This window comes from Pseudomonas sp. Eth.TT006, from assembly GCF_054456575.1.
Map to the genome: position 1 here is coordinate 139,407 of NZ_JBTJEN010000008.1, position 24,446 is coordinate 163,852.

21 protein-coding genes are annotated in these 24,446 nt (G+C 61.9%); 12 read left to right on the top strand and 9 right to left on the bottom strand.

What is annotated here, in order from left to right; translation table 11 throughout:
- The first annotated feature begins 55 nt into the window (after positions 1–55).
- Positions 56–385 (top strand): hypothetical protein, encoded by a 330-nt coding sequence (locus ACXR0M_RS14875; RefSeq protein ID WP_458832558.1) that lies wholly within the window; start codon positions 56–58, stop codon positions 383–385.
- Positions 386–442: 57 nt separating this feature from the next.
- Here the strand turns inward: ACXR0M_RS14875 and ACXR0M_RS14880 are convergent, their stop codons facing one another.
- Entirely contained in the window at positions 443–856 is a 414-nt protein-coding gene (locus tag ACXR0M_RS14880; RefSeq protein ID WP_458832559.1) for a VOC family protein, read from the bottom strand.
- Between the two features lie 202 nt (positions 857–1,058).
- Here ACXR0M_RS14880 and ACXR0M_RS14885 point away from each other — a divergent pair, with 202 nt between their 5' ends.
- Positions 1,059–2,870 carry an ABC transporter ATP-binding protein gene (locus ACXR0M_RS14885; RefSeq protein ID WP_458832560.1) on the top strand — a complete coding sequence of 604 codons (1,812 nt, stop codon included), beginning with the start codon at positions 1,059–1,061 and terminating at the stop codon, positions 2,868–2,870.
- Here ACXR0M_RS14885 and ACXR0M_RS14890 read toward each other — a convergent pair.
- The 3 genes from ACXR0M_RS14890 to ACXR0M_RS14900 form a co-directional block, all read right to left on the bottom strand.
- Entirely contained in the window at positions 2,867–3,811 is a 945-nt protein-coding gene (locus tag ACXR0M_RS14890; RefSeq protein ID WP_458832561.1) for an alpha/beta hydrolase, read from the bottom strand. The genes ACXR0M_RS14885 and ACXR0M_RS14890 overlap by 4 nt on opposite strands.
- Before the next feature lie 109 nt (positions 3,812–3,920).
- Positions 3,921–4,919 carry an NAD(P)H-quinone oxidoreductase gene (locus ACXR0M_RS14895; protein WP_458832562.1) on the bottom strand — a complete coding sequence of 333 codons (999 nt, stop codon included), beginning with the start codon at positions 4,917–4,919 and terminating at the stop codon, positions 3,921–3,923.
- A gap of 61 nt (positions 4,920–4,980) precedes the next feature.
- Positions 4,981–6,180: a YbfB/YjiJ family MFS transporter gene (locus ACXR0M_RS14900; RefSeq protein ID WP_458832563.1), complete on the bottom strand. Its 1,200-nt coding sequence runs from the start codon at positions 6,178–6,180 to the stop codon at positions 4,981–4,983.
- Positions 6,181–6,291: 111 nt separating this feature from the next.
- Between ACXR0M_RS14900 and ACXR0M_RS14905 the strand changes: the two genes are divergently transcribed.
- Complete coding sequence (locus ACXR0M_RS14905; protein ID WP_458832564.1) at positions 6,292–7,167, top strand: LysR family transcriptional regulator; 876 nt, start codon at positions 6,292–6,294, stop codon at positions 7,165–7,167.
- Positions 7,168–7,414: 247 nt separating this feature from the next.
- Positions 7,415–7,906 carry a hypothetical protein gene (locus ACXR0M_RS14910; RefSeq protein ID WP_458832565.1) on the top strand — a complete coding sequence of 164 codons (492 nt, stop codon included), beginning with the start codon at positions 7,415–7,417 and terminating at the stop codon, positions 7,904–7,906.
- Between the two features lie 50 nt (positions 7,907–7,956).
- Here the strand turns inward: ACXR0M_RS14910 and ACXR0M_RS14915 are convergent, their stop codons facing one another.
- Positions 7,957–8,679, bottom strand: a complete 723-nt coding sequence (locus tag ACXR0M_RS14915; RefSeq protein ID WP_458832566.1) for a pirin family protein — start codon at positions 8,677–8,679, stop codon at positions 7,957–7,959.
- 212 nt (positions 8,680–8,891) lie between these two features.
- On the opposite strand from ACXR0M_RS14915, the gene ACXR0M_RS14920 reads away from it, so the two are divergent.
- Together ACXR0M_RS14920 and ACXR0M_RS14925 are read left to right on the top strand one after the other, a co-directional pair.
- The gene (locus ACXR0M_RS14920) at positions 8,892–9,842 is read left to right on the top strand and encodes a GlxA family transcriptional regulator (protein WP_458832567.1); all 951 of its coding nucleotides are present in this window, start codon (positions 8,892–8,894) and stop codon (positions 9,840–9,842) included.
- 159 nt (positions 9,843–10,001) lie between these two features.
- Positions 10,002–11,456, top strand: a complete 1,455-nt coding sequence (locus ACXR0M_RS14925; RefSeq protein ID WP_458832568.1) for an ATP-binding protein — start codon at positions 10,002–10,004, stop codon at positions 11,454–11,456.
- Here the strand turns inward: ACXR0M_RS14925 and ACXR0M_RS14930 are convergent.
- Positions 11,415–14,315 carry an ATP-binding protein gene (locus ACXR0M_RS14930; protein WP_458832569.1) on the bottom strand — a complete coding sequence of 967 codons (2,901 nt, stop codon included), beginning with the start codon at positions 14,313–14,315 and terminating at the stop codon, positions 11,415–11,417. The two genes, ACXR0M_RS14925 and ACXR0M_RS14930, sit on opposite strands and share 42 nt — an antisense overlap.
- A gap of 134 nt (positions 14,316–14,449) precedes the next feature.
- Positions 14,450–14,881 (bottom strand): helix-turn-helix domain-containing protein, encoded by a 432-nt coding sequence (locus ACXR0M_RS14935; protein WP_458832570.1) that lies wholly within the window; start codon positions 14,879–14,881, stop codon positions 14,450–14,452.
- 180 nt (positions 14,882–15,061) lie between these two features.
- Between ACXR0M_RS14935 and ACXR0M_RS14940 the strand changes: the two genes are divergently transcribed.
- The 6 genes from ACXR0M_RS14940 to ycaC all read left to right on the top strand — a co-directional run bounded on the left by ACXR0M_RS14940 (position 15,062) and on the right by ycaC (position 21,537).
- Positions 15,062–15,985 carry a LysR family transcriptional regulator gene (locus ACXR0M_RS14940; RefSeq protein ID WP_458832571.1) on the top strand — a complete coding sequence of 308 codons (924 nt, stop codon included), beginning with the start codon at positions 15,062–15,064 and terminating at the stop codon, positions 15,983–15,985.
- Between the two features lie 114 nt (positions 15,986–16,099).
- Positions 16,100–17,830 carry a hypothetical protein gene (locus tag ACXR0M_RS14945; protein ID WP_458832572.1) on the top strand — a complete coding sequence of 577 codons (1,731 nt, stop codon included), beginning with the start codon at positions 16,100–16,102 and terminating at the stop codon, positions 17,828–17,830.
- Positions 17,831–17,925: 95 nt separating this feature from the next.
- Entirely contained in the window at positions 17,926–18,342 is a 417-nt protein-coding gene (locus ACXR0M_RS14950; RefSeq protein WP_458832573.1) for a DoxX family protein, read from the top strand.
- Complete coding sequence (locus ACXR0M_RS14955) at positions 18,335–18,961, top strand: antibiotic biosynthesis monooxygenase (RefSeq protein ID WP_458832574.1); 627 nt, start codon at positions 18,335–18,337, stop codon at positions 18,959–18,961. The genes ACXR0M_RS14950 and ACXR0M_RS14955 overlap by 8 nt, the downstream gene beginning before the upstream one ends.
- Before the next feature lie 45 nt (positions 18,962–19,006).
- Positions 19,007–20,845 (top strand): amidohydrolase, encoded by a 1,839-nt coding sequence (locus ACXR0M_RS14960; RefSeq protein ID WP_458832575.1) that lies wholly within the window; start codon positions 19,007–19,009, stop codon positions 20,843–20,845.
- A 68-nt stretch (positions 20,846–20,913) separates the two neighbouring features.
- Positions 20,914–21,537, top strand: coding sequence for an isochorismate family cysteine hydrolase YcaC (gene ycaC, locus ACXR0M_RS14965; RefSeq protein WP_041066222.1), 624 nt, complete (start codon positions 20,914–20,916; stop codon positions 21,535–21,537).
- Positions 21,538–21,748: 211 nt separating this feature from the next.
- Here ycaC and ACXR0M_RS14970 read toward each other — a convergent pair whose 3' ends face one another.
- Positions 21,749–23,173 (bottom strand): mechanosensitive ion channel family protein, encoded by a 1,425-nt coding sequence (locus ACXR0M_RS14970; protein ID WP_458832576.1) that lies wholly within the window; start codon positions 23,171–23,173, stop codon positions 21,749–21,751.
- A 204-nt stretch (positions 23,174–23,377) separates the two neighbouring features.
- Positions 23,378–24,394 carry an alpha/beta hydrolase gene (locus ACXR0M_RS14975; RefSeq protein ID WP_458832577.1) on the bottom strand — a complete coding sequence of 339 codons (1,017 nt, stop codon included), beginning with the start codon at positions 24,392–24,394 and terminating at the stop codon, positions 23,378–23,380.
- Between the last annotated feature and the right edge of the window lie 52 nt (positions 24,395–24,446).

Below are 24,446 nucleotides of genomic sequence, written 5' to 3' on the forward strand. Positions count from 1 at the left end.
CAGGTTTTTCCGCACCGGGCAAACTCGCTTTTTTTCAAAAGGTTAGGTTGGCCATATGCGGACGATTGTCATAACCGTTGCAACGCTTTCCCTGGCTGCGTTGGCCTCTGGAGTCCAGGCGAAGGAGTTGAGCAAGAGTCATCGGTTTGCCTGCACGTGGGGTTCGGAGATTGCCGCCGGTGCCCAGCAGTCCAAACTGTCGGGGATCTCGCTGTACGGCGCGCGCAAACAGCTGCAGGTGCGCAAGTTTCAGCAGCCGTGGATGCGCATGACCGCGATGGGGATTACCGAGCAGACCTACAACAGCACATCGAAGCTCAAGCCTGCAGCGGTCAAGCAGACCTATTACGAACAATGTGTGCGGCATGAACTGGCCCAGCGATAAATCAAAAAGCCCGACCTGAAGAGGTTGGGCTTTTTCATGCCTGACGAAAAGTCAGCGTCAGTTATCGCGCTCGCAGTTGACCATCCACGACACGCCAAAGCGATCCACCAGCATGCCGAAGCGGGCGGCCCAGAACGTCGCCTCCAGCGGCATGTCGACGCGACCGTCCTTGGACAGTGCATTAAACACGCGCTCGGCTTCGGCAATGCTGTCGACGTTGAGGGAGATCGAGCAACCACTCATGCCGTCGGTTGGTCGATCAGGCGTGGTGTCCGAGGCCATGATCATCTGGTCGCCGACTTTCAGGCAGGTATGAATTACCAGAGCGTGGTGTTCTTTAGGGACGTGTTCGGCGGCGGGTGTTTCGCCGAACGTCATGATCGCTTCGAGTTTTCCCTGCAGGGCTTGCTCGTAAAAGGTGAACGCTTCACGGCAGTTGCCGTTGAAGATCAGGTAGGGATTGATGCGCATGGCGGCGCTCCTGGCAGTTGGCGCGGAGTGAGGCGATTTTCGCCAGGTTCCGCGAAAGACGGTTAAAACATAGCAGAGCATTGGACGCTGAAATGGGCAGAGTTTTTCCAGATGTTTTTCTCATGAAAAAGCGCGGTTTGAGCACGGATCAAACCGGCGGAGTACCATGACAGGCTCTATCTGCTGTCGAGCTCACCGTTCCATGCCGTTGATTTCACGCTTCCACGCTCTGCTCGATCAGGCCCGGCGCGCCTTGCTTCTAGTCTGGGCAACTTCACGCGGACTGTTTCTGGGGCTGGTGCTGGCGACCTTGATCGCCGGTGTATTGCCGGCGCTGGCCGCGTGGCTGGGCCAGCGCATTGTCGACGCGGTGGTGACGGCGATGCAATTGCATGCGCAGCAGGGCGATGCACCACTGTGGCCGGTATTGCGTTATGTGTTGATGGAGGCGGGGGTGCTGGCGCTGTTGTCCGGCACGCAACGGGCGTTGTCGGTCCAGCAGTCGCTGTTGCGCGTGCAGTTGGGGCAGAAGGTCAACACGCTGATTCTGGAAAAGGCGCAGACCCTGTCGCTGGTGCAGTTCGAAAACTCGGAGTTCTACGACAAGCTGGTCCGCGTGCGTCGCGAAGCCTCGACCCGGCCGCTGGCGTTGGTGATGAAGTCGCTGGGGCTGATCCAGAACCTGATCATGCTGATCAGCTTCGGTGTGCTGCTGGTGCATTTTTCGCCGTGGGCGCTGGTGCTGCTGGTGGTCGGTGCCTTGCCGGTGTTCTTCGCCGAGGCGCATTTTTCCGGCGACGCTTTCCGTTTGTTTACTCGCCGGGCCCCGGAAAGCCGCCAGCAAAATTACATCGAAACCCTGTTATCCCATGAGGCCTACATCAAGGAGGTCAAGCTGTTTGGCTTCGCGCCGTTGCTGTTGCAGCGCTATCGCGACACTTTCGCCAAGCTCTACGCCGAAGACCGGCGCCTGACGTTGCGCCGTGATGGCTGGGGCTTCGGGCTCGGCTTGCTTGGCACCGGGGCGTTTTATCTGGCCTATGCCTGGGTGGTGATCGACGCGGTGCACGGCAATATCAGTCTGGGTCAGATGACCATGTACCTGGTGCTGTTCAAACAGGGGCAGGGCGCAGTGAGCAGCAGCCTGAGCGCGATCAGTGGCTTGTATGAAGACGGTCTATACCTGTCGAACCTCTACGAATACCTGGCTGAACCGGTGCTGGCCGAGGCCGGGCATCTCACGGTCGGCGCCCAGCCCGGCGATGGATTGCGCTTTGAAAACGTCGGTTTCCGCTATCCGGGCGCCAAGCGTGCCGCGCTGGAAGGCATCGATCTGCATCTGGTGCCGGGCAAAAGCATGGCGCTGGTCGGCGAAAACGGCTCCGGCAAGACCACCTTGATCAAACTGCTGACCCGTCTGTATCGGCCTGATCAAGGCCGGATCCTGCTCGATGGCAGCGACTTGCAGGATTGGGAGGAGACCACGCTGCGCCGGCGTATCGGCGTGATTTTTCAGGATTACATCCGTTACCAATTCACCGTGGGTGAAAACATCGGTGTCGGCGATACCTCGGCCTTCAATGACGAATCCCGCTGGCAGGCAGCGGCAACCGAGGGCATGGCCGCGCCGTTTATCGAAGGGCTTGAGCGCGGTTACGCCACGCAGTTGGGGCGCTGGTTTGCCGGCGGGCAGGAATTGTCCGGCGGGCAATGGCAGAAGATTGCCTTGTCCCGAGCCTACATGCGTCGCGATGCCGACCTGCTTATTCTTGATGAACCGACCTCGGCCCTGGACCCGGCGGCTGAGGCGGCGGTGTTCGAGCATTTCAGCCAGCACACCGCAGGTCGCATGACCTTGCTGATCTCTCACCGTTTTTCCAGCGTGCGCAACGCCGATCAGATCATTGTGCTGGAGGGTGGGCGAATCCTGGAGCAGGGCGACCACGACAGGCTGATCGCCGCCAACGGCCACTATGCCAGCCTGTTCGACTTGCAGGCCCGTGGCTATCGCTAGGAGTCCTGCGCGCTGCGTACGACTGCAGGTCCGGCCACACGCGGCGCGGGTTTGGATTGCATCAGCGCATCGATCGCCTTGCGGTAATTCTGCCCACCCAGCGCCATGCTGTTGTTGTGGGTGCCACCCGGTACCAGCAGCAGGCGCTTGGGTTGTTGCGCGGCATTGAACAGTTGCTCGCTGAAACGCGGTGGTACGAAAGCATCAGCCATGCCGTGCACCACCAGCAGCGGCATGTGGATGTCGGCGATCTTGTCGATGGAGTCGAATTTCTGCGAGAGCAACCAGCGCACCGGCAATGAGGTATTCGCCACGGCGGCAGCCACATCGGCGAGAGAGGTGAAAGTCGATTCGATCACCAGGCCTTTTACCGGCAGCGGTATATGGCTCCGTGCAGCGTTCTGGCCGAGTTCAGCCGCCAGATCAATGGCCACGGCGCCACCCAGCGAGTGGCCGTAAATCAGCCGTTTACTCGGGTCGGGCTGCAGCAGTTTGAAGCGCTCCCACGCCACGCGAGCGTCTTCGTACACACTGCTTTCCGAGGGCAGATCGCCCTTGCTCTGGCCGAAACCCCGATAGTCGATGGCCAGTACCGAGTAGCCGGCCGCGCGCAGTTGCTCGATGCGGAACAACTGCCCGGTGAGGTTCCAGCGCACGCCATGCAAATAGAGGATGGCCGGCGCGTTCGGCCGTTCCGCCGGCCACCACCAGGCATGAATGTTTTGTCCGGCCTTGAAGCGCTTGGGCTGCAGGTCGAGTTCCTGCACGCTGCCCGGCAAACCGTGGTACCAGCCGGCGGTACCCGGTTCGATGCGAAACAGCAGTTTGCGCTCGGTGTGTTCGAGCACGGCACAACTCGTCGGCACGCCAATGATCAGCGCAGCCATCAAGGCGAACGCCAGACGACGGCGACGCAAACGAGTCATGAAGGACAGGAACATGGAACGGACCACCACGGCGCAGGCAAAGAAGGCTTTTTACCAGAAGGCCTGACCTGCGCGTGAGTTTTTCGACCGTCGTGCAGCCTGAACGATTACAAAATGCTGCGGCTCAATCCACCCGCAGTACGATCTTGCCGATGTGGTCGCCACCTTCCATGCGCGCGTGCGCCTGAGCGGCGTCTTGCAGCGAATAGACCTTGTCGATGATCGGCAGGCAGCGTCCGGCTGCAAGCGCCGGCCAGACGTGCTTGCGCAGGTTGTCGGCAATTTCGGCCTTTTCCCGCGATGTGCGCGCCCGCAGCAGCGAACCGGTGACCACCGCACGCTTGGCCATGATCGCCAGCAGGTCGACGTCGTTGGCCTTGCCGCCACCGAGGAAGCCCAGCATCACCAGATGCCCATCCATCGCCAACGCGCTGACATTACTGTTGAGGTACGAAGCACCCATGATGTCGAGGACCGCGTTTACCCCTTGGCCTGCGGTCTTTTCCGCGATGACCGCCGCGAAATCCTGCTCCCGGTAATTGATCGGCTGCCCACCCAGTTGGCTGATCGCCGCGCATTTGTCCGCGCTGCCGGCGGTGGCGAAGGCTTCGATGCCGAACTCGCGGCAGAGCATCAGCGCGGTCGTTCCGATGCCGCTGGTGCCGCCGTGAATCAGCACGCGCTGACCCCGCTGCGCGCCACCGAGGCCGAACAGGTTGGCCCACACGGTAAAGAAGGTTTCCGGGATGGCGGCGGCCTGCACCCAATCCAGTCCCTCGGGGATCGGCAGGGTTTGCCCGACTGGCACGGTGCAGTACTCGGCGTAACCACCACCATTGGTCAGCGCGCAGACCTCGTCACCGACGGCAAACTCGCTGACGCCGGCACCCAGTGCCACGACTTCGCCAGCCACTTCCAGACCGGGGATCGGGTTCATGCCGGGCTTCATCGGATATTTGCCGGCCCGTTGCAGGGCGTCCGGACGGTTGATCCCGGCGGCACGCACGCGGATCAGCACTTCGCCTTCGGCGGCGACCGGCAATGGCACGCGCCGGGCTTTCAGGACTTCGGGGCCACCGGGTTCGGTGATTTCGATTCGGGTCATTTCTTGGGGCAGGGACATAACGATTCCTCCGAGGTCAGGTTTTGTAAATGGGAGCATGCGGCGCAACCAATGATTCCCTTCAATGTGCACAGCATTGCGGTTCCGTCCGGGCCGGCAGCCATTTCATTGCATGCTCCAGCAGCAGCGCCACGACGACCGCGCCACCGGCTATGACGAACAACAGCGCGTGCTGACCGCCGCTGGCATTGAACAGCGCGGAATAGGCAAAGCCGGCCAGCGCCTGAAAGGTCGCGAACGACACTGTGGCGCGGCTCCAGGCAACTTGCTGGCGATGATGTTCCGGCACCAGCTCATGCACCCGGGCCAAGGCCAATGGCACGATGCCGGGCGGGAATGAGCCGAGGATCACCGCCAGTAACGCCAGTGCCAGCATCGAGTGAGACGTCGCCAGTAACCCAAGGGCGATCGCCTGCACCACCAGCACCAGGCGAATGCCGATCCGAGCGCCAAGCTGATCGGCGAGAAAGCCATAACTCACCGGCCCGACAATCGCGCCCAAACCGTACATCACCCAGATCAAGGCCCCGACATGCGCCCCGGCACCGAGTCCGCGCGCCACGTAATCCACCAGAAACACCATGGCCGGCACCAGGCCTGCGGCCATAAAGGCGTATTGCGCGAACAGCAGATAAACAGCGCGTGGCGTCGGTTCAACGGGCACCGTTTCGTGCGCAGCCGTCGAATGCGCAAAATCGGACGGCCAACCGAACCAGCTCAATGCCGTCAGCACCAGGGCTAAAGCCCCAAGGCCCAACCAGGTTGCCTGCAAACCGAGGCTCAACAGCGGTGGCACCAGCGTCCCTGAACCCGCGATGCCAAGACCGATGCCGAGAAAAATCGCGCCACTGGCCAAGCCTCTGCGTGCGGCCGGAACATGCGGCAGTACCGTCGCCGCCACCAGCACCATGATCGCGCCACCGGCAATCCCGGACAGCAATCGCCAGCCGAAGAACCAGCTCACCGAGAGCGGAAACGCGCAGGCAAAAAAGGCCGCCGTGACCACCAGCATCATCAGCCGCAAGGCGTTCTTGTTGCCGAGCTGGCGCGCTGTCGGCCGGCCCAGAAGGGCGCCGATCAGATAACCCACCAGGTTGGCCGCTCCGAGGTAGACCACATCATTGGCGCTGAACCACTGCGCTTCAATCAGCGAAGGAATCAACGGCGTGTAAGCGAAACGCGCCAGTCCGATGCTGACCAGGCTGGCGCAGAGGCCGGCGAAGATCGGCAGCCAGATACCGGTGGAAGTTGAAGTACGCATGATAGCGATCTCGCGAAAGGTTTATGGCGTACAGCATATCGGCTATCGTTGCTGCGTTAATGCGGCGATTAAGCTGCACTACGATGCAAATATGCATCGCCGGGAGAGAGCATGAATTGGGATGATGCACGGGTGTTTCTCGCCGTTTGCCGCGAGTCGACGTTGCGCGGTGCGGCGCGGATATTGGGGGTGGATCAGGCCACCGTCGGACGGCGGATAACGGCGCTGGAAAAGTCCCTGAGTGCGACGCTGTTCCTGCGCACGTCCGACGGTTATGCGCTGACCGCGGTTGGCGAGGCGGCGCTTAAAAGCGTCGAAAAAATGGAGCATTCCGCGCTCGAACTCGAACGCCAGATCCAGGGTCTGGATGATCGTCTGACCGGCACGGTGCGGGTCAGCACCACCGATTCGCTGGCCGTCGATTTCCTTATCCCGGCGATCGCCGGCCTGCATGCGCGCCATCCGGACGTGCGCGTGCAACTGGACGCCTCTACGCAGATCCTCAGCCTGGCCAAGCGCGAAGCGGACATTGCCGTGCGCAACACCCGGCCGGACAACCCGGACCTGATCGCCCGGCGGATTGCCCGCTGGCCGGTCGGGTTGTTCGCCTCCCAGGCGTATATCGACGCCCATGGCGTGCCGCAGCCGGACACGGCGTTTGATGGGCATGATCTGGTGGTCTATCAGCCGTATCTGCAGAGCAAAAAGGATCTGACCCTGGTAGCGGAGCCAATGAATCGCGGCCGGATCGTTGCCAGCCTCAGTTCCAGTTTGCTAGTGCGCCGGTCCATTGCGGCCGGTCTGGGTGTCGGGGAGATCCCGGTGTACATGGGCGAGCGAGATGGTCTGGTCCGACTCTGGCCGCAGCGCACGCGACCACTGCCGTATGAAGTCTGGCTGGTGACCCACGCGGATCTGCGCCATACGGCGCGGGTGAGGGCGGTGATCGAGGAGATTGTCGAGGCGTTTGCCCTGGAAAATGAGTAGGCACGAGTGGTTTTGGCGCGGCTACAGCTTCTGACGAAATAGCCTACGAATGACGCTGAATCAGCCGGCTTGTGGGGATTGGAGAAGAATCCTATCGTTTCCACAGGTCGGTGAGAGATGCAGGGCTCGCACCAAAGTAATCGGCCACGGAAGGTCGTAACCCACCAACGGTGATGAGTTGAAAGTCAGGGAAGTCAGTCTGTATCCATACAGTGATCCATTGAACGAAACCCGGAATACGCAAACCATGAGTACGATAAGCCGCGAAGAGTTCGATGCCAGGATCGAAACCATAGAGACAAGAATGGATGCCCGGATGGAAGGTGTGTCGATGCGGATCGATGCGTTTCTGGCGGCGCAGGCAGAGCGGGACAAGGCCAACGGCCGGACTCAGGCAGAAATGGACCGCACTCAGGCGGAGAGGGACCGCACGCAGGCAGAGCGGGAACGGGCCCGGGCAGAGCGAGACAAACGCTTCGAACTGATGTCGTCCACCCTCCAGACCATAGCAGCAGAGTCGAAAGAAGCGCTCAAACAAGCGAGTACCACCAAGGCCAACGTCTGGGCAGCGACTGCCGTTCAATTGGTGGGGCTTGTTGCGATCGTCATCGGTGCCTGTTATGCCAATCAGGCCAACATGTATGCAGCGGTCCAGACGACCCTGGCGGCGATTCAGGCGGGCAAGGAGTTCACTGTGCCGATGCCCCCGACGCTGCCATGGCTCAAACCACCGCAATAAAAACGGCCTTCATCGGAAGGCCGTTTTTTTGTGGGCATTGAAACACTGTGTCATGGCATCTCTGGCAATTCCTGTGGCCGCAGATCGAACACCAGTACTTCGGCATCCACGCCATTGCTCAGGGTCAGGGCCTGTTCTTCACGAACCCGCACGCCATCACCTTCCTGCAACTGCACGCCGTTGAGCTCAACAGTGCCCCGCGCCACATGCACATAGGCGTAGCGATTGGCTGGCAATTGCAGCGTTGCGCTTTCCTTGCGGTCGAACAGGCCGGCGAAGACCCGTGCGTCCTGACGCACTTTCAGCGAGCCATCAGCGCCGTCCGGCGAGATGATCAGTTGCAGGCGACCGCGTTTTTTCTGCGCGCTGAAGTGCTCCTGCTGATAGCGCGGTTTGGCGCCAGCCACGTCCGGCACGATCCAGATCTGCAGAAAGTGCACAGGTCGGGTGGCCGAATGATTGAACTCGCTGTGGGCGACGCCACTGCCGGCACTCATCAGTTGCACGTCACCGGGGCGAATCACCGAACCGGTGCCGAGGGTGTCCTTGTGCTCCAGCGCGCCTTCCAGCACGTAGGAGAAAATTTCCATGTCGCGGTGCGGGTGCTGGCCGAAGCCTTTGCCGGCCGCTACGCGGTCATCGTTGATCACCAGCAGGTCGGAAAAACCCTGCTCACGCGGGTTGCGGTAGCTGGCGAAGGAAAAGGTGTGGAAGGACTTCAACCAGCCATGATTGGCGAGGCCGCGGTCGGAAGCTTTACGAAGCGTCAGCATGATGAAATCTCCTTGGCGGGACGTTGATTCGTCCGAGTGAGGAGAAGCTTACTGTTAACCAATCGATGCAATAAGCAGGCAGGATTTGAAACACTGTCCCGCTCAGGTTGACAGTTTTGCGTACTGGATCACGCATTCAGTTCGCGGCTCGGCCCGCACTTGGCCATAATGCCAAGTCTGGTTCCTTTCTCAGCTTGCAGTGATGTTCACCCATGAAAACCGTGGCAATGGTGCTGTTCCCCGACTTTCTTCTGCTCGACATGGCCGGTCCCATGGAGGTGTTTTCCGTCGCCAATCGCTACCTGAAACCCGAAAATCACTATCAGTTGATCACCCTCGGCACCGAACGGGGCATGCTGCGTGCGTCGAATGGCGTGCAGGTACAGACTGATCGCCATATCGACGACCCTGCGCAGGCTTTTGACCTGTTGCTGGTGCCCGGCGGACCGGGGGCCTATAACGAAAGGCACCCGGCGTTGCTCGCCTGGCTGCAGCGGTCAGTGGGGCAAACCGGTTGCTACGGTTCGATTTGCACCGGTGCGTTTGTGCTCGGGCATGCCGGGTTGCTCGACGGCTACCGGGTAACCACCCACTGGAACTACACCGAACGATTGATCAAGGCTTTCCCCAGGGCGCAGGTGGAGACCGACCAGATCTACACCGAAGACCGCAATCTGATCACCTCCGGCGGCGTCACCGCCGGCATCGATCTGGCGTTGGCCGTGGTCGCCCGCGATCACGGCAAAAAAGTCGCTCAGGACGTGGCCAAAGTGTTGCTGGTGGTGATGAAGCGTCAGGGCGGGCAAGCGCAGTTCAGCCCGTTGATGGCCGCGGTGGCCCCGCAGGAAACCGCCATCACCCGGGTGCAGAATCATGTGCTGGAACACCTCGACCAGGCGTTCACGGTCGAGCGCATGGCCGCTCTGGCGAACATGAGTACCCGGCATTTTGCGCGGGTGTTCGCTCGGGATGTGAACATGACGCCGATGGAGTTTCTGCAGAACGCGCGGATCGATTGCGCGCGCAATCTTCTGGAAACCAGTGAGCTTCCCTTGAAGACTGTGGCCTACAAAAGTGGTTTCGGCAGCGTGCGCCACATGCGCTTTCTGTTCGCTGAAAAGCTCGGTCTGACCCCGGCGCAATACCGCGAACAGTTCAGCTAGAGCGGTTTTGTCCGTGCGGTGCACCCGGATGTCCGTGTTGCGCCCCGTCCGAAGGTTGTACCGTCACCTGCGCCTGCCAAGATAAGGTCAACGCTTGGAAGGGAGACGCGGCGGACGTCGGGGGCATCTTGCCCCCGACCGCTGGCGCTGGAAAATGGCATGAACAGCCTCACTGATTTGTCCGCTGCATCGGTCCTGTGTTTCGGGCCATTCGCCTTTCATCTGCGTCAGCGGCTGGTCCTCGACGGCGACCGGCAATTGCGCATGGGCGGGCGTGCCCTCGATATTCTGCAGGTGCTGGTCGAGCGCGCCGGCCAGACGGTGAGCAAGGAACAACTGATTGCCCTGGTGTGGCCGGACAGCGTGGTCGCGGAGATCAACCTGCGGGTGCATATCGCCGCGTTGCGCCGGGCATTGCGCGACGGCGAGAACGGCCAGCGCTACATCGTCAATGTGCCGCAATGCGGCTACTGCTTCATCGCCCCGGTGCACGGTCAGAGCGTTGCGCAGGTGGTGTTCGAAACCCTGCAGGCGCCACAGCATAATTTGCCCGCGCGGCTGACGCCGGTCATCGGTCGCGATTCGCTGGTCGGCAGCTTCGTGCGGCAAATGCCGCTGTGCCGGCTGATGACCCTGACCGGTCCCGCCGGAGTCGGCAAATCCACGGTGGCACTGCGGGCCGCCGAGTTGCTGCTGCAGCATTATCGCGATGGCGTCTGGTACTTCGATCTGTCGGCTACCGAGCATGTCCCGTCGCTGCTCGATCAACTGCTGTGCACCCTCGACACAACATTCGACGCGTTAGCCTCGCGTCATGCCTTGCTGGTGCTGGATAACGGCGAGCGGCGTCGCGAATCCTGTCGGGCGCTGGTCGATCGCTTGCTGCTGACCGCGCCGCGCCTGGCGCTGCTGGTGACCAGCCGCGAACCGCTAAAAGCCGATCTCGAAACCCTGCAAGCCATTGCGCCGCTGACCTTTCCCGACGCCTTGTTCCCAGGCAGTGTTGACGAGGTCATGGGTTATCCGGCGGTGCAATTGCTGGTCAGCCGCGCCCGCGCCCGTCAGCACGATTTCTGTTTGCGGGAACAGGATGTGCCGATCGTCTGTGACATCTGCCAACGGCTCGACGGTCTGCCGCTGGCCATCGAGTTGGCCGCCGCGCAGGTCGATGCACTGGCGCTGGTGGGGCTGCAAACGCAACTGGACAACGGCCTGCGCCTGCTCAGCCATGGCCGCCGCACCGCGGTGCCAAGGCTGCAGTCGATGAATGCCGCGCTGGACTGGAGCTATCAGGATCTGCGGACCAGCGAACAACGGGTTTTGCAGCGGCTGTCGGTGTTCTTGACGCCTTTCACCGAGCAGGCCGCGTTGCGCGTGCTTGACGGTGAGCACCTGACCGCGATCATCGAACGCCTGGCCGCCAAGTCATGGCTGACGGTGGAGCGGGGCGCCGGACCGGTGCGCTACCGGATGCTCAACACCATTCGCAGCTATGTCCGCGAACAACTGGAAGTCAGCGATGAACCGAGCGATATCGTCCAGCCGCCTGCGCCGTATCAATGGCGCAACCGTTCAGGCGCAGGCCTGCAACTGCTCGCGCAACACGTCGAGTAGTAAGCGCACCTTGCGCAAGTCCGGAGTGGCATAGCCTTCGCTGAAGCGCTGGTAGATCGGCGCCAGCAGATCCAGCGCCTCACGGTAACGTGCCTGGCGCTGCCAGAGCTGTGCCAGCGTGGTTGCGCTACGCAGTTCCCAGGCGAGCGCGCCTTGGGAGCGAGCGATGGCCAAGGCGTTTTGCAGCAGGTCTTCGGCCTGTTCAGCGGTATTGATGGTGCCTGGGCAATCGCTTTCGCGAGCAAGCTCGCTCCCACCGTTGTACGAATCCCTGTGGGAGCGAGCTTGCTCGCGAATAGGTCCCTGAACAGAACCCGCCTCAATGGCCAACAACCGCTGCGCCTCGGCCCGCAACACCTCCGCGGTGCTCCAGCCGGCCGCGCCACTGCGTGCGCGCTGCAGCAAGGCGTCATCGATATGGCGCGCATCGAGCGTGACCATCAATTCCTTGATCAAACCCTCTGTCGGTGGCCCCGGCGGGGCGAGGCGCTCATCGATGACCTGCGCATAATGCCGCCCCCAGTTATGGAACAGCAGCACCGAGTGCTTCTGCGCCTGTTCCAGCAACAGCTGTAACAGCGCGCGGGCAGTCTCGCGGTCACCGTTGTAATGGGCGATCAGGCAGCTGGCCAGAGCCAGGGTGTAGCAGATCGAGGTGCCGTGGTTGATCTGCACGGCGATGTCCAGGGCTTGGCGGGCCGTGCGCCATGCCTGTTCGGGAAAGCCTTGCAGCCATAGGACCCTTGCGAGAATGGTCAGCGACGCCACGCTCTGGTCGTACTGCACGCCAAACCCGTGGGTGAAGCGGTTGCGATAACCACTGTGGGCCATGCGCTGGATCACCTGCTCGGCGCTGGCCCGCGCTTGCGGCTGGTCGCCGGCAAAGTGCAGGGCGAGGACGCGCAAGCGATGAATGCTCAACGACAGCAACGGGTCGTCGTGGTCGCCGAGGCGGTTGAACTGTTCGCTCTGTTGTAAGGCGGCCTGGTAATGGCCGCAGCTGAGATTGACCGCCAAGTGGCCGGATATCGCACGCAACTGCCCGGCAACATCGCCATGCTGATGCGCCAGGGCGTTGGCCTGAGTGAACGCCTCGATGGTTTCCGGCGAACCGCCCCAGGTGTGATAACAGGCACTGCCCAGTGCCAGTTGCAGCGCAATCTCCAGCCGAGGGCAGGGGTGTTCGGCGTCGGCAAGCAAGGTCAGCGCCTCGCGTACATAAGCACCATATTCCTTGAGCAGCGACAGTTCCTGCCACAGCGCCGCCGAGCTGGCCGTCAGGCGCACGCCGAGCTGGCGCGTACCGGCACCGTGCAAACTCCAGTCGAGCGCCGCGCGCAGGTCTTCCAGGCCTCGGGCGTAGCGCTCGATCCATTGCGTGGTCGGCGTGCGCTCCCACTCGGCTTGCGCCTGCTCCATCACGGTCAGACAGCGTTCGGCGTGGCGCTCGCGCAGGGTGTCGCGTTCACCGCTGTGTTCGAGTTTTTCCAGCGCGTAATGCCGGGTGGTGTCGAGCAGGCGATAGAACACCTCTTCATCGCCGACATCCACATTGAGCAGTGATTTGGCTACCAGTTGCGTGACCGCCGCCAGCACCTCGGTGGGTTCTATGTGCTGGCCGACAATCACCGCCGCGGCCGACGCCAGACTGAAGCTGCCGCGGAACACCCCGAGCCGGCGCAAGCAGGTTTGCTCGCACGGGCTCAGCAGGTTGAAGCTCCAGTCCAGCGTGGCATGCAAGGTCTGGTGCCGTGCATGGCGCTGCTGGTTACCGGCCGCCAAAGGGTGCCGTTGATGTTGCCATTGCTGCAGCAAACCGCTCAGCCCGAGACTTCCAACCTGGGCTGCGGCCAGCTCCAGCGCCAGTGGAATACCGTCCAGGCGCCGACAGATCTCCATCGCCAGCGGTAACTCGGCGTCACTCAATTCAAAGTGTTCCTGCGCGGCCATGGCCCGTTCGACGAACAGTTGCAGGGCGGCGAAAGCCATCGCCTGTTCGCGATCGGGTTCGCTCGTCGGTGGCGGGCAGTCGAGCGAGTCCAGACGCTGCACGAACTCGCCCTCGGCGCGCAGGCTCTCCCGGCTGGTGGCCAGAATGTGCACCTGCGGCGCGCCGCGCAGGAGGCTTTCGGCGAGCAGCGCCACGGCGTCGATCAGGTGTTCGCAATTGTCGATCACCAGCAGCATCTGCCGCTCGCGCAGATCGTTGATCACCGCTGCCAGAGGCTCGCCGTCATGCACCGACAAATTAAGCAGGGTCGCCAAGTGCGAGGCGATCAGCGCCGGATCGTTGAGCGGCGCCAGGTCGAGCAGGCGGATGCCGTCGCGATAGCGGCTGATCAGTTGTTCGGCAACGCGCAGCGCGACGGTGGTCTTGCCGATACCGCCGGGGCCGACCAGGGTGATGCAACGCTGCAGCGGCAGTTGCTGCATCAGGCTGTCGACCAGCGGTTGACGACCGATCATCCGGGTGTGGCGCAACGGCAGATTGTGCCGTGCTGGCGCCGCTTCGTGCGGGCGTTGTTGGTCGGTCTGCACGGTCAGCGGCGCGACGAAACTGTAGCCGCGCTGGGCCACGGTGACGATGTAGCGCTGGCCGGCCTGACCATCGCCCAGCGCCTTGCGCAGGGCTGCCATGTGCACCCGCAGGTTGATGTCTTCGACCACGCTGTCCGGCCACACCCCGGCGAGCAACTGCTGTTTGCTCACCACCTCGCCGGCATGCGCCAGCAGCATCAGCAGAATGTCCATCGCGCGTCTGCCCAGGCGCAGCGGCTGGTCACCTTCCATGACCAGTCGCTGCCCGGTGTAGATCCGATAGGGGCCGAAGCCGATGGCCTGATTCGGGGAAAGACTCAACAGCACACTCCTGCGGTAATGCGACGATCCCGGCACAGCGGCGTTGCGTAGGGACGCAACCCGTCTGATGCAAGGTATCGCAGCATATTCCTCAGGTTTGGCCGTCAGTGCAACGGCAGGTGCTCGGGTCACACTCAAAAGGTCATGGGCCGGGTCCGGGTGTCCTTGCCTTCACGCATGACCTGACAGCGCCAGGCGAACGGATTGATCCCTTCGCTGCGGGTAAACATATGACAGAAATGCGCCTGATCGCAGAAGCCGCATTCGAGGCTGATCTGCGTCAGGCTCAGGCCGGTGTGCTGGATCAGCAGCTTGGCGCGGGCGATGCGTTGCTCGCGGATCCAGTCCTGTGGCGCCAGGCCGGTGCTGGCCTTGAACGCCCGGGAGAAATGGCTGCGCGACAGCGAGCAGGCACGTGCCAGCTCGGCGACTTCCAGACTTTCTCCGAGACGTTCGAGGATCAGTTGTTTGACCCGTCGCTCGCGTTGCGGGCTAAGGCCACCGATGGCGGGCTTGCGGTGGTCGCTGGTGGGGGCGAGGGCGACGGTTTGCTGTAGATGAGCCATGGCCAAAGTCCGTGTCGTGGGAGCGAAAACAACGCTGCGCAGAGGCCTCAATTGTTAGAACGAGCGCTGCGGGCTGACGAGTTAATCGTTGTTAATTCGCCGGCCGGAACAGGGTGCAGCCACCACTGATCGGGTAAAGTGCACAGCACTTGCGCCTGGCCATCGAAGGAACCGGAATCCATGAACCGTAACGATCTACGCCGCGTCGACATGAACCTGCTGGTGATTTTCGAAGCCTTGATGTTCGAAAAGAACCTGACCCGCGTCGCTGAAAAACTGTTCATGGGCCAACCGGCGGTGAGTGCCGCGCTGGGCCGTCTGCGCGACCTGTTCGATGATCCGCTGCTGCTGCGCAATGGTCGCAGCATGGAGCCGACCGCGCGTGCGCTGGCGATCCTGCAGGAGCTGCAACCGGCTATGGACGTGATTTCCGGTGCGGTCAGCCGGGCCAAGGAATTCGATCCGGCGACCAGTTGCGACGTATTCCGTATCGGCCTGTCGGATGACGCCGAGTTCGGTCTGTTTCCGCCATTGCTGCGCCAGTTGCAGGAAGAGGCACCAGGGATCGTGGTCGTGGTGCGCCGCGCCAACTACCTGCTGATGCCGACATTGCTGGCGTCCGGGGAAATCTCCGTCGGCGTGAGTTACACCACCGATCTGCCGGCCAACGCCAAGCGCAAGAAACTGCGCGACATTCCCTGCAAGGTCTTGCGCGGCGACAACCGCCCAGGCCCGCTGACCCTCGACGAATACTGCGAGCGGCCTCATGCGATGGTGTCGTTCTCGGGGGATTTGAGCGGCAACATCGACGTGGACCTGGCCAAGGTCGGTCGCAGTCGCCGGGTGGTGCTCGGGGTGCCACAGTTCAGTGGCTTGCGTGCGCTGCTGGCGGGCACCGAGATGATCGCCACGGTGCCGGATTACGCCGCCTGCGCTTTGGTGGAAGGCTGCGCCTTGCGCGCCGAAGACCCGCCATTCCCGATCGACGCCGCGCAACTGTCGATGGCGTGGAGCGGGGTGCACGACAACGACCCGGCCGAGCGCTGGCTGCGCTCGCGGATCAGTCAGTTCATGTCGGTGTCGCTGGACATTCCGGCCGTGTGAGTGGCCGCTCGTCTAAAACAGTGTTTACCCTGTCAGTTCTGACAGTGGTGCGTGCTCGTCTTCCGGTGTTTGATGGGGCCATGCCGAAATGGCCCCCTCTCGAGGGAAGTGAATGTGGACACGCCAATTGCTGCGCTCACCAGTGACGATCTGCCGCCACTTGAAATCAGGGAAAGTTCCGCCTGGGTGTTGGAGCCGAAGGCCGTTCGGAACAGCCTGACGATAAAGGTCGAATTTCCTTGGTTGCCAGACGACTCCATTACGATCAAGGCGGCTGGAACGCCGGGTCTCGGCTCCTATACGTCGCCGCCCATACCGATTGGCAGATTTGAGCATCCCTTCGATACTCGTATTGACCCCCATCTGTTGGCGTTCAATCTCGGGCAGACCGTTATCTTCACTTACGATCTCTACCGGGGCACGGCACTGCCGGTGACATCACATCCTTTGCCGCTTTTCGTACCAGTCATCAATCAACTTGATCTGCCCCGGCCGGTGATCAAAGAGGCAAGCGTCGAAGGTGAGGGCACTCATCTGGATGTGAGTGCTCTGACCGAGGTGACCTTGCGTATCCGCTCGTGGTTACTGAGCAAGCGCGGGCAGTTCTTCTGGCTCAAGCTTAAGGGCGAGAGGGTCGATGGCAGTGTCTGGGAGCATTGGTATTGGCAAGCGCCGGAAAATGTCGTCGCTGATCAATTCAGTTCCGGCTATTACGAAGAGAAAGTTCCTGCCGCACCGCTGCAAGGTCTGAAAAATGGCAGCGTGCTGACCATGAGTTTTTGGGCCGGGCTGCAATTCAGTCCGGATCGATCGGATGCCCAGGCATTTGCCCATCGCAACTACATTGTCCAGACAGTTGCAACCAATACGCCCAGCATAATGTCGGTCACTGATGCCGAGGGTGAAGTCGCCGATGGCGCAGACACCCGCTTCACCCGCGTCACCTTGAGCGGTAGAGGCTTCGGTGCAATAGATGTGTTCGATGGGCCAACCCGTCTCGCCACGGTCACCGGCGTAGCAGGTGTCTGGACATATGTAGCAGATGCACTGACCGGAGGCCTGCATTCGTTCACGGTCCGTTTGGCAGATGGCGGCGGGGGAACGTCCAGTCCGAGGCGAATCAATGTCGTCGTTCAAAACCTGGAGGTAACGGTTGCCGAGGCGCCCGATAATGGCAATGTTGATCCGTTGGCGGTACTGACCAGTCTGACGGCTGTCGTGGATTACGACATGCAGCCCAGCGACCGGCTCAGAGTCCGCTGGACTGCTGCGCCGGGAACCCCGGCGGCGGGCTCACACACGACCAATACCGTCACGGCCGGTACCACGCGTCCCAGAAGAGTCCCATTGCCGCTTACGCTCGTGGCGTTCAGCCTGGGCAAGCGGGTAACGGTGAGCGCCGAATATGATCGCGGTACGGCCCAGCCTGTGCCTTTGGGGCCCATTCATCTGAATGTGGGGATGATCCCGGCGGACAGGTTCATTGCGCCCGTCTTCCTCGAGGCCAATGGTACGTCGGACCTGATCCTGGCCAATGTGCAGGGTGGCGCGACCTTGCGCTTTGGTGTATGGCCGCATTTCGCGAGATTGCAGGCACTCTGGCTGGATCTGGAGGGCGAAGACATCAACGGCGCCCCCCATAATCTCGCGATGTGGACAGGCAATGTCACCGTCAACCAGAGCTGGGTCTTCAATAGCGGGTACAGCGTCATTGTCTTGTTCAGCTATTTGAAGGATTTGCGTGCGGGCAGCACGTTGACCGTGCGCTTCAGGGTCAACCTCGACACCGTCGCGAATTCGTCAACGGCTCAGGCTTTTGTCCTGCGTCAATACACGATTCGGTAGGGCGGGCGATCAAGAGCAAAGAGAGCACACCCATCCAATTTCGCCCCGATCAATCGTTGCACCATGGCCTGCAATGATTGATCAAGGGTGGGCCCATGAACGCTGTACAACGCAATGACCAGGCGCAAAACCTCGGCCTGCTGTTCCTGCGGGTCACTGGCGGGTTGTTTCTGCTGTTCGTCCACGGCTTACCCAAGCTGCTGGACTTCACCGCGCAGCTGCAACTGATTGAAGACCCGTTCCACCTCGGTGCCCACCTCACGCTGATCCTGGCGATCTTCGCCGAAGTCCTCTGCCCGCTGCTGATCGTCGCCGGAGTGCTGGCGCGTCTGGCGTGCTTGCCTATTCTTTTTGTGCTGCTGGTGGCGCTGCTGGTCGTGCATCCGCAATGGAGTGTGGCCGAGGGGCAGTTCGGCTGGTTGCTGTTGATCCTCTTCACCACTGTGCTGATCGCCGGGCCGGGACGGCTGGCGCTCAATGCTCGTTTGCCCGGAGTGCTCCGTTATGCCTGATACCCAGTCCCTGAGAAAACCGGGAACCGATGAAACCGTGACGCTGATCGTCAAGCACCGGGTCAAGGCCGGTTTCGAACAGCCCTACGAAGCCTGGCTGCGCAATATCGTCAGCGTCGCGGGGCGCGAAGAAGGGCACCTGGGCGTGGACGTGATGCGCAGCAAACAGGGCGGTCTCTCGCTGTTCACCTGCGTGCTGCGTTATTGCTCGACCGAGGCGATGCAGCGCTGGCTCGATTCGCCGCAACGTCAGGCGCTGATCGAAGAAGCCGCGCCGATGCTCGCCGACGGGGACCAGACCGAGGTCAATGCGGCCAACGAATTCTGGTTCACGCCACTGGCCGATGCCGGCTCGCCGCCGCCGCGCTGGAAGCAGGCGGTGGTTTCACTGTTCGTGATCCTGCCACACACCTTGCTGGTGCCGCTGATCTGGGGGCCGTTGCTCAAGCTCAACGGTTTTCTTTCCAACTATGTGGTGGCGACATTTCTCATCACCCTGACCATCGTGGTGTCGGTGGTCTACGTGTGCATGCCGGCTGCCACCCGTTTGTTCGCGCCATGGCTGGCGGCCAGTCAGCCCCATGAACATCTTGAATCCAATGCCAATCCGCCGCGCTGAAGCGGCGGATCCGGGCTTCGTTTCACTTATCTCGAAGGAACTGCGATGAACGCCGATCTGATTCTGTTCAATGGCCAATTTCATACGGTAGACCGCGAAAAACCCCTCGCCAGTGCCGTGGCGATCAAGGACGGGCGCTTTGTTGCCGTCGGTAACGACGCCGAGGCCATGGCCCTGCGCGGTTCGGCCACGCAAGTGGTCGACCTCAAGGGCCGCTGCGTGATCCCCGGCCTCAACGACTCGCACCTGCACCTGATCCGTGGTGGTCTGAATTACAACCTCGAACTGCGCTGGGAAGGTGTGCCGTCGCTGGCCGACGCTTTGCGTATGCTCAAGGAACAGGCCGACCGCACGCCGACTCCGCAATGGGTGCGCGTGGTCGGTGGCTGGAACGAATTCCAGTTCGCCGAAAAGCGCATGCCGACCCTTGAAGAACTCAATCAGGCCGCGCCGGATACCCCGGTGTTCGTCCTGCACCTGTATGACCGCGCGCTGCTCAACCGCGCCGCCCTGCGCGTGGCCGGTTACACCCGTGACACGCCGAACCCGCCGGGTGGCGAGATCGTTCGCGATGCCAACGGCAACCCGACCGGGATGCTGGTGGCGCGGCCGAACGCGATGATTCTGTACTCGACGCTGGCCAAGGGGCCGAAGCTGCCGCTGGAATATCAGGTCAACTCGACCCGCCAGTTCATGCGCGAACTCAATCGCCTTGGCCTGACCAGCGCGATCGATGCCGGCGGTGGTTTCCAGAACTATCCGGACGACTATCAGGTGATCGAACAACTGGCCAAGGACGACCAGTTGACCGTGCGCATCGCCTACAACCTGTTCACCCAGAAGCCGAAAGAAGAACTCAGCGACTTCCAGAACTGGACCGGCAGCGTCAAGTTGCATCAGGGCAATGACTACCTGCGGCACAACGGCGCCGGCGAGATGCTGGTGTTCTCCGCCGCTGACTTCGAGGACTTCCTCGAACCGCGCCCGGACCTGCCGCAAACCATGGAGCAGGAGCTGGAGCCGGTGGTGCGCCACCTGGTCGAGCAGCGCTGGCCGTTCCGTCTGCACGCCACCTATAACGAATCGATCAGCCGCATGCTCGACGTGTTCGAGAAGGTCAATCGCGACATTCCGTTCAACGGTCTGCCGTGGTTCTTCGACCACGCCGAAACCATCACCCCGCAGAACATCGAGCGGGTCAGGGCACTGGGCGGCGGCATCGCGATTCAGGATCGCATGGCGTTCCAGGGCGAGTACTTCGTCGACCGTTACGGCAAGCAGGCCGCCGAGGCCACCCCGCCAATCAAACGCATGCTCGCCGAGGGCGTGCCGGTCGGCGCCGGCACCGACGCCACGCGGGTTTCCAGCTACAACCCGTGGACCTCGCTGTACTGGATGGTCAGCGGTCGCACCGTCGGCGGTCTGGCCTTGTACGAAGAAGGTCTGCCGCGCAGCACTGCGCTGGAACTGTTCACCCACGGCAGCGCCTGGTTCTCCTCCGAACAGGGCAAGAAGGGTCAGATCAAGGTCGGGCAACTGGCGGATCTGGCGGCGCTGAGCGCGGACTTCTTCAGTGTCGAGGAAGAAGCGATCAAGTGGATCGAGTCGGTGCTGACCGTGGTCGGCGGCAAGATTGTCTACGCCGCCGGCGATTTCGAGGACCTCGGCCCACGCTCGATTCCGGTGCTGCCGGACTGGTCACCAGTGGTCAAGGTGCCGGGTCACTGGCGGCCGAATTCGCCGCTGCAGGCGCAAGTTCACCAGTGCGTCGGCGCCTGTGCGGTGCACTCGCACAGCCATGAAAAAGCCCGCCTGTCGAATGCCCCGGTCAGTGACTTCGCCGGATTCTGGGGTGCGTTCGGCTGTTCCTGTTTCGCTTTCTGAGACCTGTAAACCAGGCGCCGGCCACCCGGTACGGCGCTTCCTGCTACATCCATCCCGAGGAGTTTTCCATGAGCGTTCCATACAAGCGTCTGAACAAAGATGATGCGGTCGTGCTGCTGGTCGATCACCAGACCGGTCTGATCTCGCTGGTGCAGGATTTCAGCCCTAACGAGTTCAAGAACAACGTGCTGGCACTGGGCGACATCGCCAAGTTCTTCAAGCTGCCGACCATCCTCACCACCAGCTTCGACGCCGGTCCCAACGGCCCGATCGTGCCTGAGCTGCGCGAGCAGTTTCCGGACGCGCCGTTCATTCAGCGCCCGGGCCAGATCAATGCCTGGGACAACGAAGACTTCGTCAAGGCGATCAAGGCCACTGGCCGCAAGCAACTGATCATCGCTGGCGTGGTGACCGACGTCTGCGTGGCATTCCCGACTCTGTCGGCCATCGCTGAAGGTTTTGAAGTGTTCGTGGTGACCGACTCGTCCGGCACCTTCAACACTACCGTACAACAAGCGGCGTGGGCGCGCATGTCGGCCGCCGGTGCACACCTGCTGAACTGGTTCGCGGTAGCCTGCGAGCTGCAAGGCGACTGGCGCAACGACATGGAAGGCCTGGCGCATCTGCTGTCCGAACGCCTGCCTAACTACCGCAACCTGATCAACAGCTACACCAAGTTCACCGCCAAGTAATTGGGTCTGAGTTCGAAAAGCCCCTCACCCTAACCCTCTCCCAGAGGGAGAGGGGACTGACCGAGGGGCTTCTCGAGATTCGTTGACCTGCAATACCGAGCCGATCTTCGGCATTGAAATACACGGAGATCGGCTCCCTTTCCCCTCGCCCCCTGTGGGGGGAGAGGGTTGGGGTGAGGGGGGGGAAGCTCTTGACCTTGATTCCTGCGCATCAGCGCTTCTGCAACCAACCCAGAAACCCACCCTTGCGCAGCGGCGCCGGTTTCGCCATCAGCGCGAGGCGGCTGTTTTGCTGACGCACTGCCTGCAGTTTGTTCAGCGCCTGGCCGACTTCACTGCGTTGCGCCATGCATTCGCGAGTCAGGTTCTTGTCGAGGCGATAAATGATCGACGACGTCAGCGCGGTGAACGTGGCTTGCGATGGCGTATCGGCGAGGATGCTCTGTTCGCCCATGACTTCGCTCGGCCCCATGCGCCCGGCTTCGGTCTGGCCGCCGCCATCGGGCACGGTCGCACTGACCACGCCGGTGGCGATGACAAACAGACTGTCGGGAACTTCATCCAGCCCCAGCACCACCTGACCGGCCGCGTACTGTTGCGCGACCATCGATTCGGCGAGGCGATCACGTTCCTCATGGCTCAACGAGCGGAAGACTTTCACTTCATCGAGCAACGCCCGGGCGCGGGTCGACGGCTCGATCACGCCATCGGGATGCCGGGAAATTCCAGCGGCTTCGAGATGCCGGTGGGCGAGGTCGAACAGTTGATTGCGCACCTCGCTCTTCTTGCCCAGCTCGCTGATGAAGCCGCTGGCGATGTATTCCGACATTTCCTCACCGGCTTCTTTCAACACCGCTTTGGGCGGCGGATTCAGCAGCAGGCTGCTGCTGCCTTGCAGCGTGCGGTCGAGGGCGTCGAGAACCCGCCGTGGGCGGATATGGTTCGGCACCTTGATGCTGATCGAGACCCCGTGCAGGTTGCTCGGGCGGCTGAGATTGACGATTTTCGCCTTGGCCGCCACCGAGTTCGGTACCACCGCCAGGGTGCCGGTGCTGGTCAGCAGGTGCGTGGCGCGCCAGTCGATATCGAGCACCTTGCCTTCGACGCCATCGATCACCACGAAATCGTCCACCTGATACGGCTTGGTGGTGTTCAGCACGATCCCGGAGAACACGTCGCTCAAGGTGCTTTGCAGCGCCAGACCGACGACGATCGCCACCACCCCGGAGGTCGCCAGCAAGCCTTTCACTGGCAGCTCCAGCACGTAGCCGGCGGCCGCGACGATTGCGGCCAGAAAAACCAGCGCGCCAATCACGTCCTGCAACAGCCGACCGCTGTGCCCGATGCGCCGCATCAGTACCAGACCGATCACTTCGGTCAACACCCGCGCCGCGTACAGCCACCAGACGATTCCCAATGCCGTGGCGCCCAGTTGTGCGACGCGGTCATCGGCAAACACCGGCGCCAGCAACGGGCTGATGCCGGCGTTGATGATCAGTGCGCTAAAACCGAGAAACAGCACCAGCCGAACGCCGACGCGCGGTGCGCGGTGGCTGAACGGGGTGAAGTGCCAGAGCAGGGCATCGAGCACCAACAGGGCGGTGCTCCAGGACAGCGGGTGGGTGAGGAGGGGCATGGCGATCTCCGAAACTGCATAAGCATTGGTGTTGAAGAGGCTTTTGTGGTGAGGGGATTTATCCCCGATGGGTTGCGAAGCGACCCCTCTGCTAACCAAAAGACAGGACTGCTGCGCAGTCCATCGGGGATAAATCCCCTCACCACAAGGGTTCTTGCAATCAAAAAAACTCACCACACCGTTGGGTGTGGTGAGAGATCGGCCTCAGTTCAAATGCGTCTTCAGCTCAGCCGCCGCCTGGCGCACCGCCGCTTTCACTTCAGGAATCTGGCTCAGCGGATTGAGCAAGCCAAAGTCATGAATCATCCCGTTGTAGCGCACCGAGGTCACCGGCACACCGGCGGCATCCAGGTGCCGGGCGTAGCCTTCGCCTTCATCACGCAGCACGTCGAACTCGGCGGTCTGCACCAGTGCGGCGGGCAGGCCCTTGAGCTGTTCGCTGCTGGCGTTGAGCGGCGAGGCGTGGATTTGCGCACGTTCGGCCGGGTTGGTGGTGTAGTTGTCCCAGAACCACTGCATCATGCCTTTGGTAAGGAAATGCCCCTCGGCAAACTGCTGGTACGAACCGTCATCGAATTGTGCGTTGGTCACCGGCCACATCAGCAGCTGGAAGCGCAGCGCCGGGGTTTTCTGTTCCTTGGCCATCAGCGCCACCACCGCCGCCATGTTGCCGCCGACGCTGTTGCCGGCCACTGCCAGGCGCTTGCCGTCGACGCCGATCTGCTTGCCGTTCTCCGCAACCCATTTGGTTGCTGCGTACGCCTGATTGATCGCGGTCGGGTACTGCGCTTCCGGCGACGGCGTGTAATCGACATACACCGCGACCGCACCAGAACCCACCACCAGATCACGAATCAGGCGCTGGTGGGTCGGGAAATCGCCCAGCACCCAGCCGCCACCGTGGAAGAACATGAACACCGGCAACTCACCTTTGACCTTGGCCGGGCGCACCACTTTCAGGTTGATGGTCTGGCCATCGACCTGGATCGCCTTGTCGCTGACTTCAACCCCCGACAGGTCGACCTTTACCGAAGCTTGAGCACCGGTCAGCACCGCCCGCGCATCTTTCGGGCTCAGTTGCTCCAGCGGCTTGCCACCGCCGGCGGCGAGGGCTTCGAGGAACGCCTGGGTGTTGTGTTCGACACCCGGGCTGCCGGCAGCGAATGCGTTGCCGATGGACAGGGCGAGGAGGGAAGCGGTCAGGGTTTGCTTGATGTTCATGTTCAATTCCATTTTCGAAAGTTTGTTGTGTGTTGTTGGGTTGTGTTCAAAC

Excerpts from the sequence above, each read along its gene's own strand:
- ACXR0M_RS14875 (WP_458832558.1), top strand. The coding sequence starts at position 56 with ATGCGGACGATTGTCATAACCGTTGCAACGCTTTCCCTGGCTGCGTTG.
- ACXR0M_RS14880 (WP_458832559.1), bottom strand. The coding sequence starts at position 856 with ATGCGCATCAATCCCTACCTGATCTTCAACGGCAACTGCCGTGAAGCG.
- ACXR0M_RS14885 (WP_458832560.1), top strand. The coding sequence starts at position 1,059 with ATGCCGTTGATTTCACGCTTCCACGCTCTGCTCGATCAGGCCCGGCGC.
- ACXR0M_RS14890 (WP_458832561.1), bottom strand. The coding sequence starts at position 3,811 with ATGTTCCTGTCCTTCATGACTCGTTTGCGTCGCCGTCGTCTGGCGTTC.
- ACXR0M_RS14895 (WP_458832562.1), bottom strand. The coding sequence starts at position 4,919 with ATGTCCCTGCCCCAAGAAATGACCCGAATCGAAATCACCGAACCCGGT.
- ACXR0M_RS14900 (WP_458832563.1), bottom strand. The coding sequence starts at position 6,180 with ATGCGTACTTCAACTTCCACCGGTATCTGGCTGCCGATCTTCGCCGGC.
- ACXR0M_RS14905 (WP_458832564.1), top strand. The coding sequence starts at position 6,292 with ATGAATTGGGATGATGCACGGGTGTTTCTCGCCGTTTGCCGCGAGTCG.
- ACXR0M_RS14910 (WP_458832565.1), top strand. The coding sequence starts at position 7,415 with ATGAGTACGATAAGCCGCGAAGAGTTCGATGCCAGGATCGAAACCATA.
- ACXR0M_RS14915 (WP_458832566.1), bottom strand. The coding sequence starts at position 8,679 with ATGCTGACGCTTCGTAAAGCTTCCGACCGCGGCCTCGCCAATCATGGC.
- ACXR0M_RS14920 (WP_458832567.1), top strand. The coding sequence starts at position 8,892 with ATGAAAACCGTGGCAATGGTGCTGTTCCCCGACTTTCTTCTGCTCGAC.
- ACXR0M_RS14925 (WP_458832568.1), top strand. The coding sequence starts at position 10,002 with ATGAACAGCCTCACTGATTTGTCCGCTGCATCGGTCCTGTGTTTCGGG.
- ACXR0M_RS14935 (WP_458832570.1), bottom strand. The coding sequence starts at position 14,881 with ATGGCTCATCTACAGCAAACCGTCGCCCTCGCCCCCACCAGCGACCAC.
- ACXR0M_RS14940 (WP_458832571.1), top strand. The coding sequence starts at position 15,062 with ATGAACCGTAACGATCTACGCCGCGTCGACATGAACCTGCTGGTGATT.
- ACXR0M_RS14950 (WP_458832573.1), top strand. The coding sequence starts at position 17,926 with ATGAACGCTGTACAACGCAATGACCAGGCGCAAAACCTCGGCCTGCTG.
- ACXR0M_RS14955 (WP_458832574.1), top strand. The coding sequence starts at position 18,335 with ATGCCTGATACCCAGTCCCTGAGAAAACCGGGAACCGATGAAACCGTG.
- ACXR0M_RS14960 (WP_458832575.1), top strand. The coding sequence starts at position 19,007 with ATGAACGCCGATCTGATTCTGTTCAATGGCCAATTTCATACGGTAGAC.
- ycaC (WP_041066222.1), top strand. The coding sequence starts at position 20,914 with ATGAGCGTTCCATACAAGCGTCTGAACAAAGATGATGCGGTCGTGCTG.
- ACXR0M_RS14970 (WP_458832576.1), bottom strand. The coding sequence starts at position 23,173 with ATGCCCCTCCTCACCCACCCGCTGTCCTGGAGCACCGCCCTGTTGGTG.
- ACXR0M_RS14975 (WP_458832577.1), bottom strand. The coding sequence starts at position 24,394 with ATGAACATCAAGCAAACCCTGACCGCTTCCCTCCTCGCCCTGTCCATC.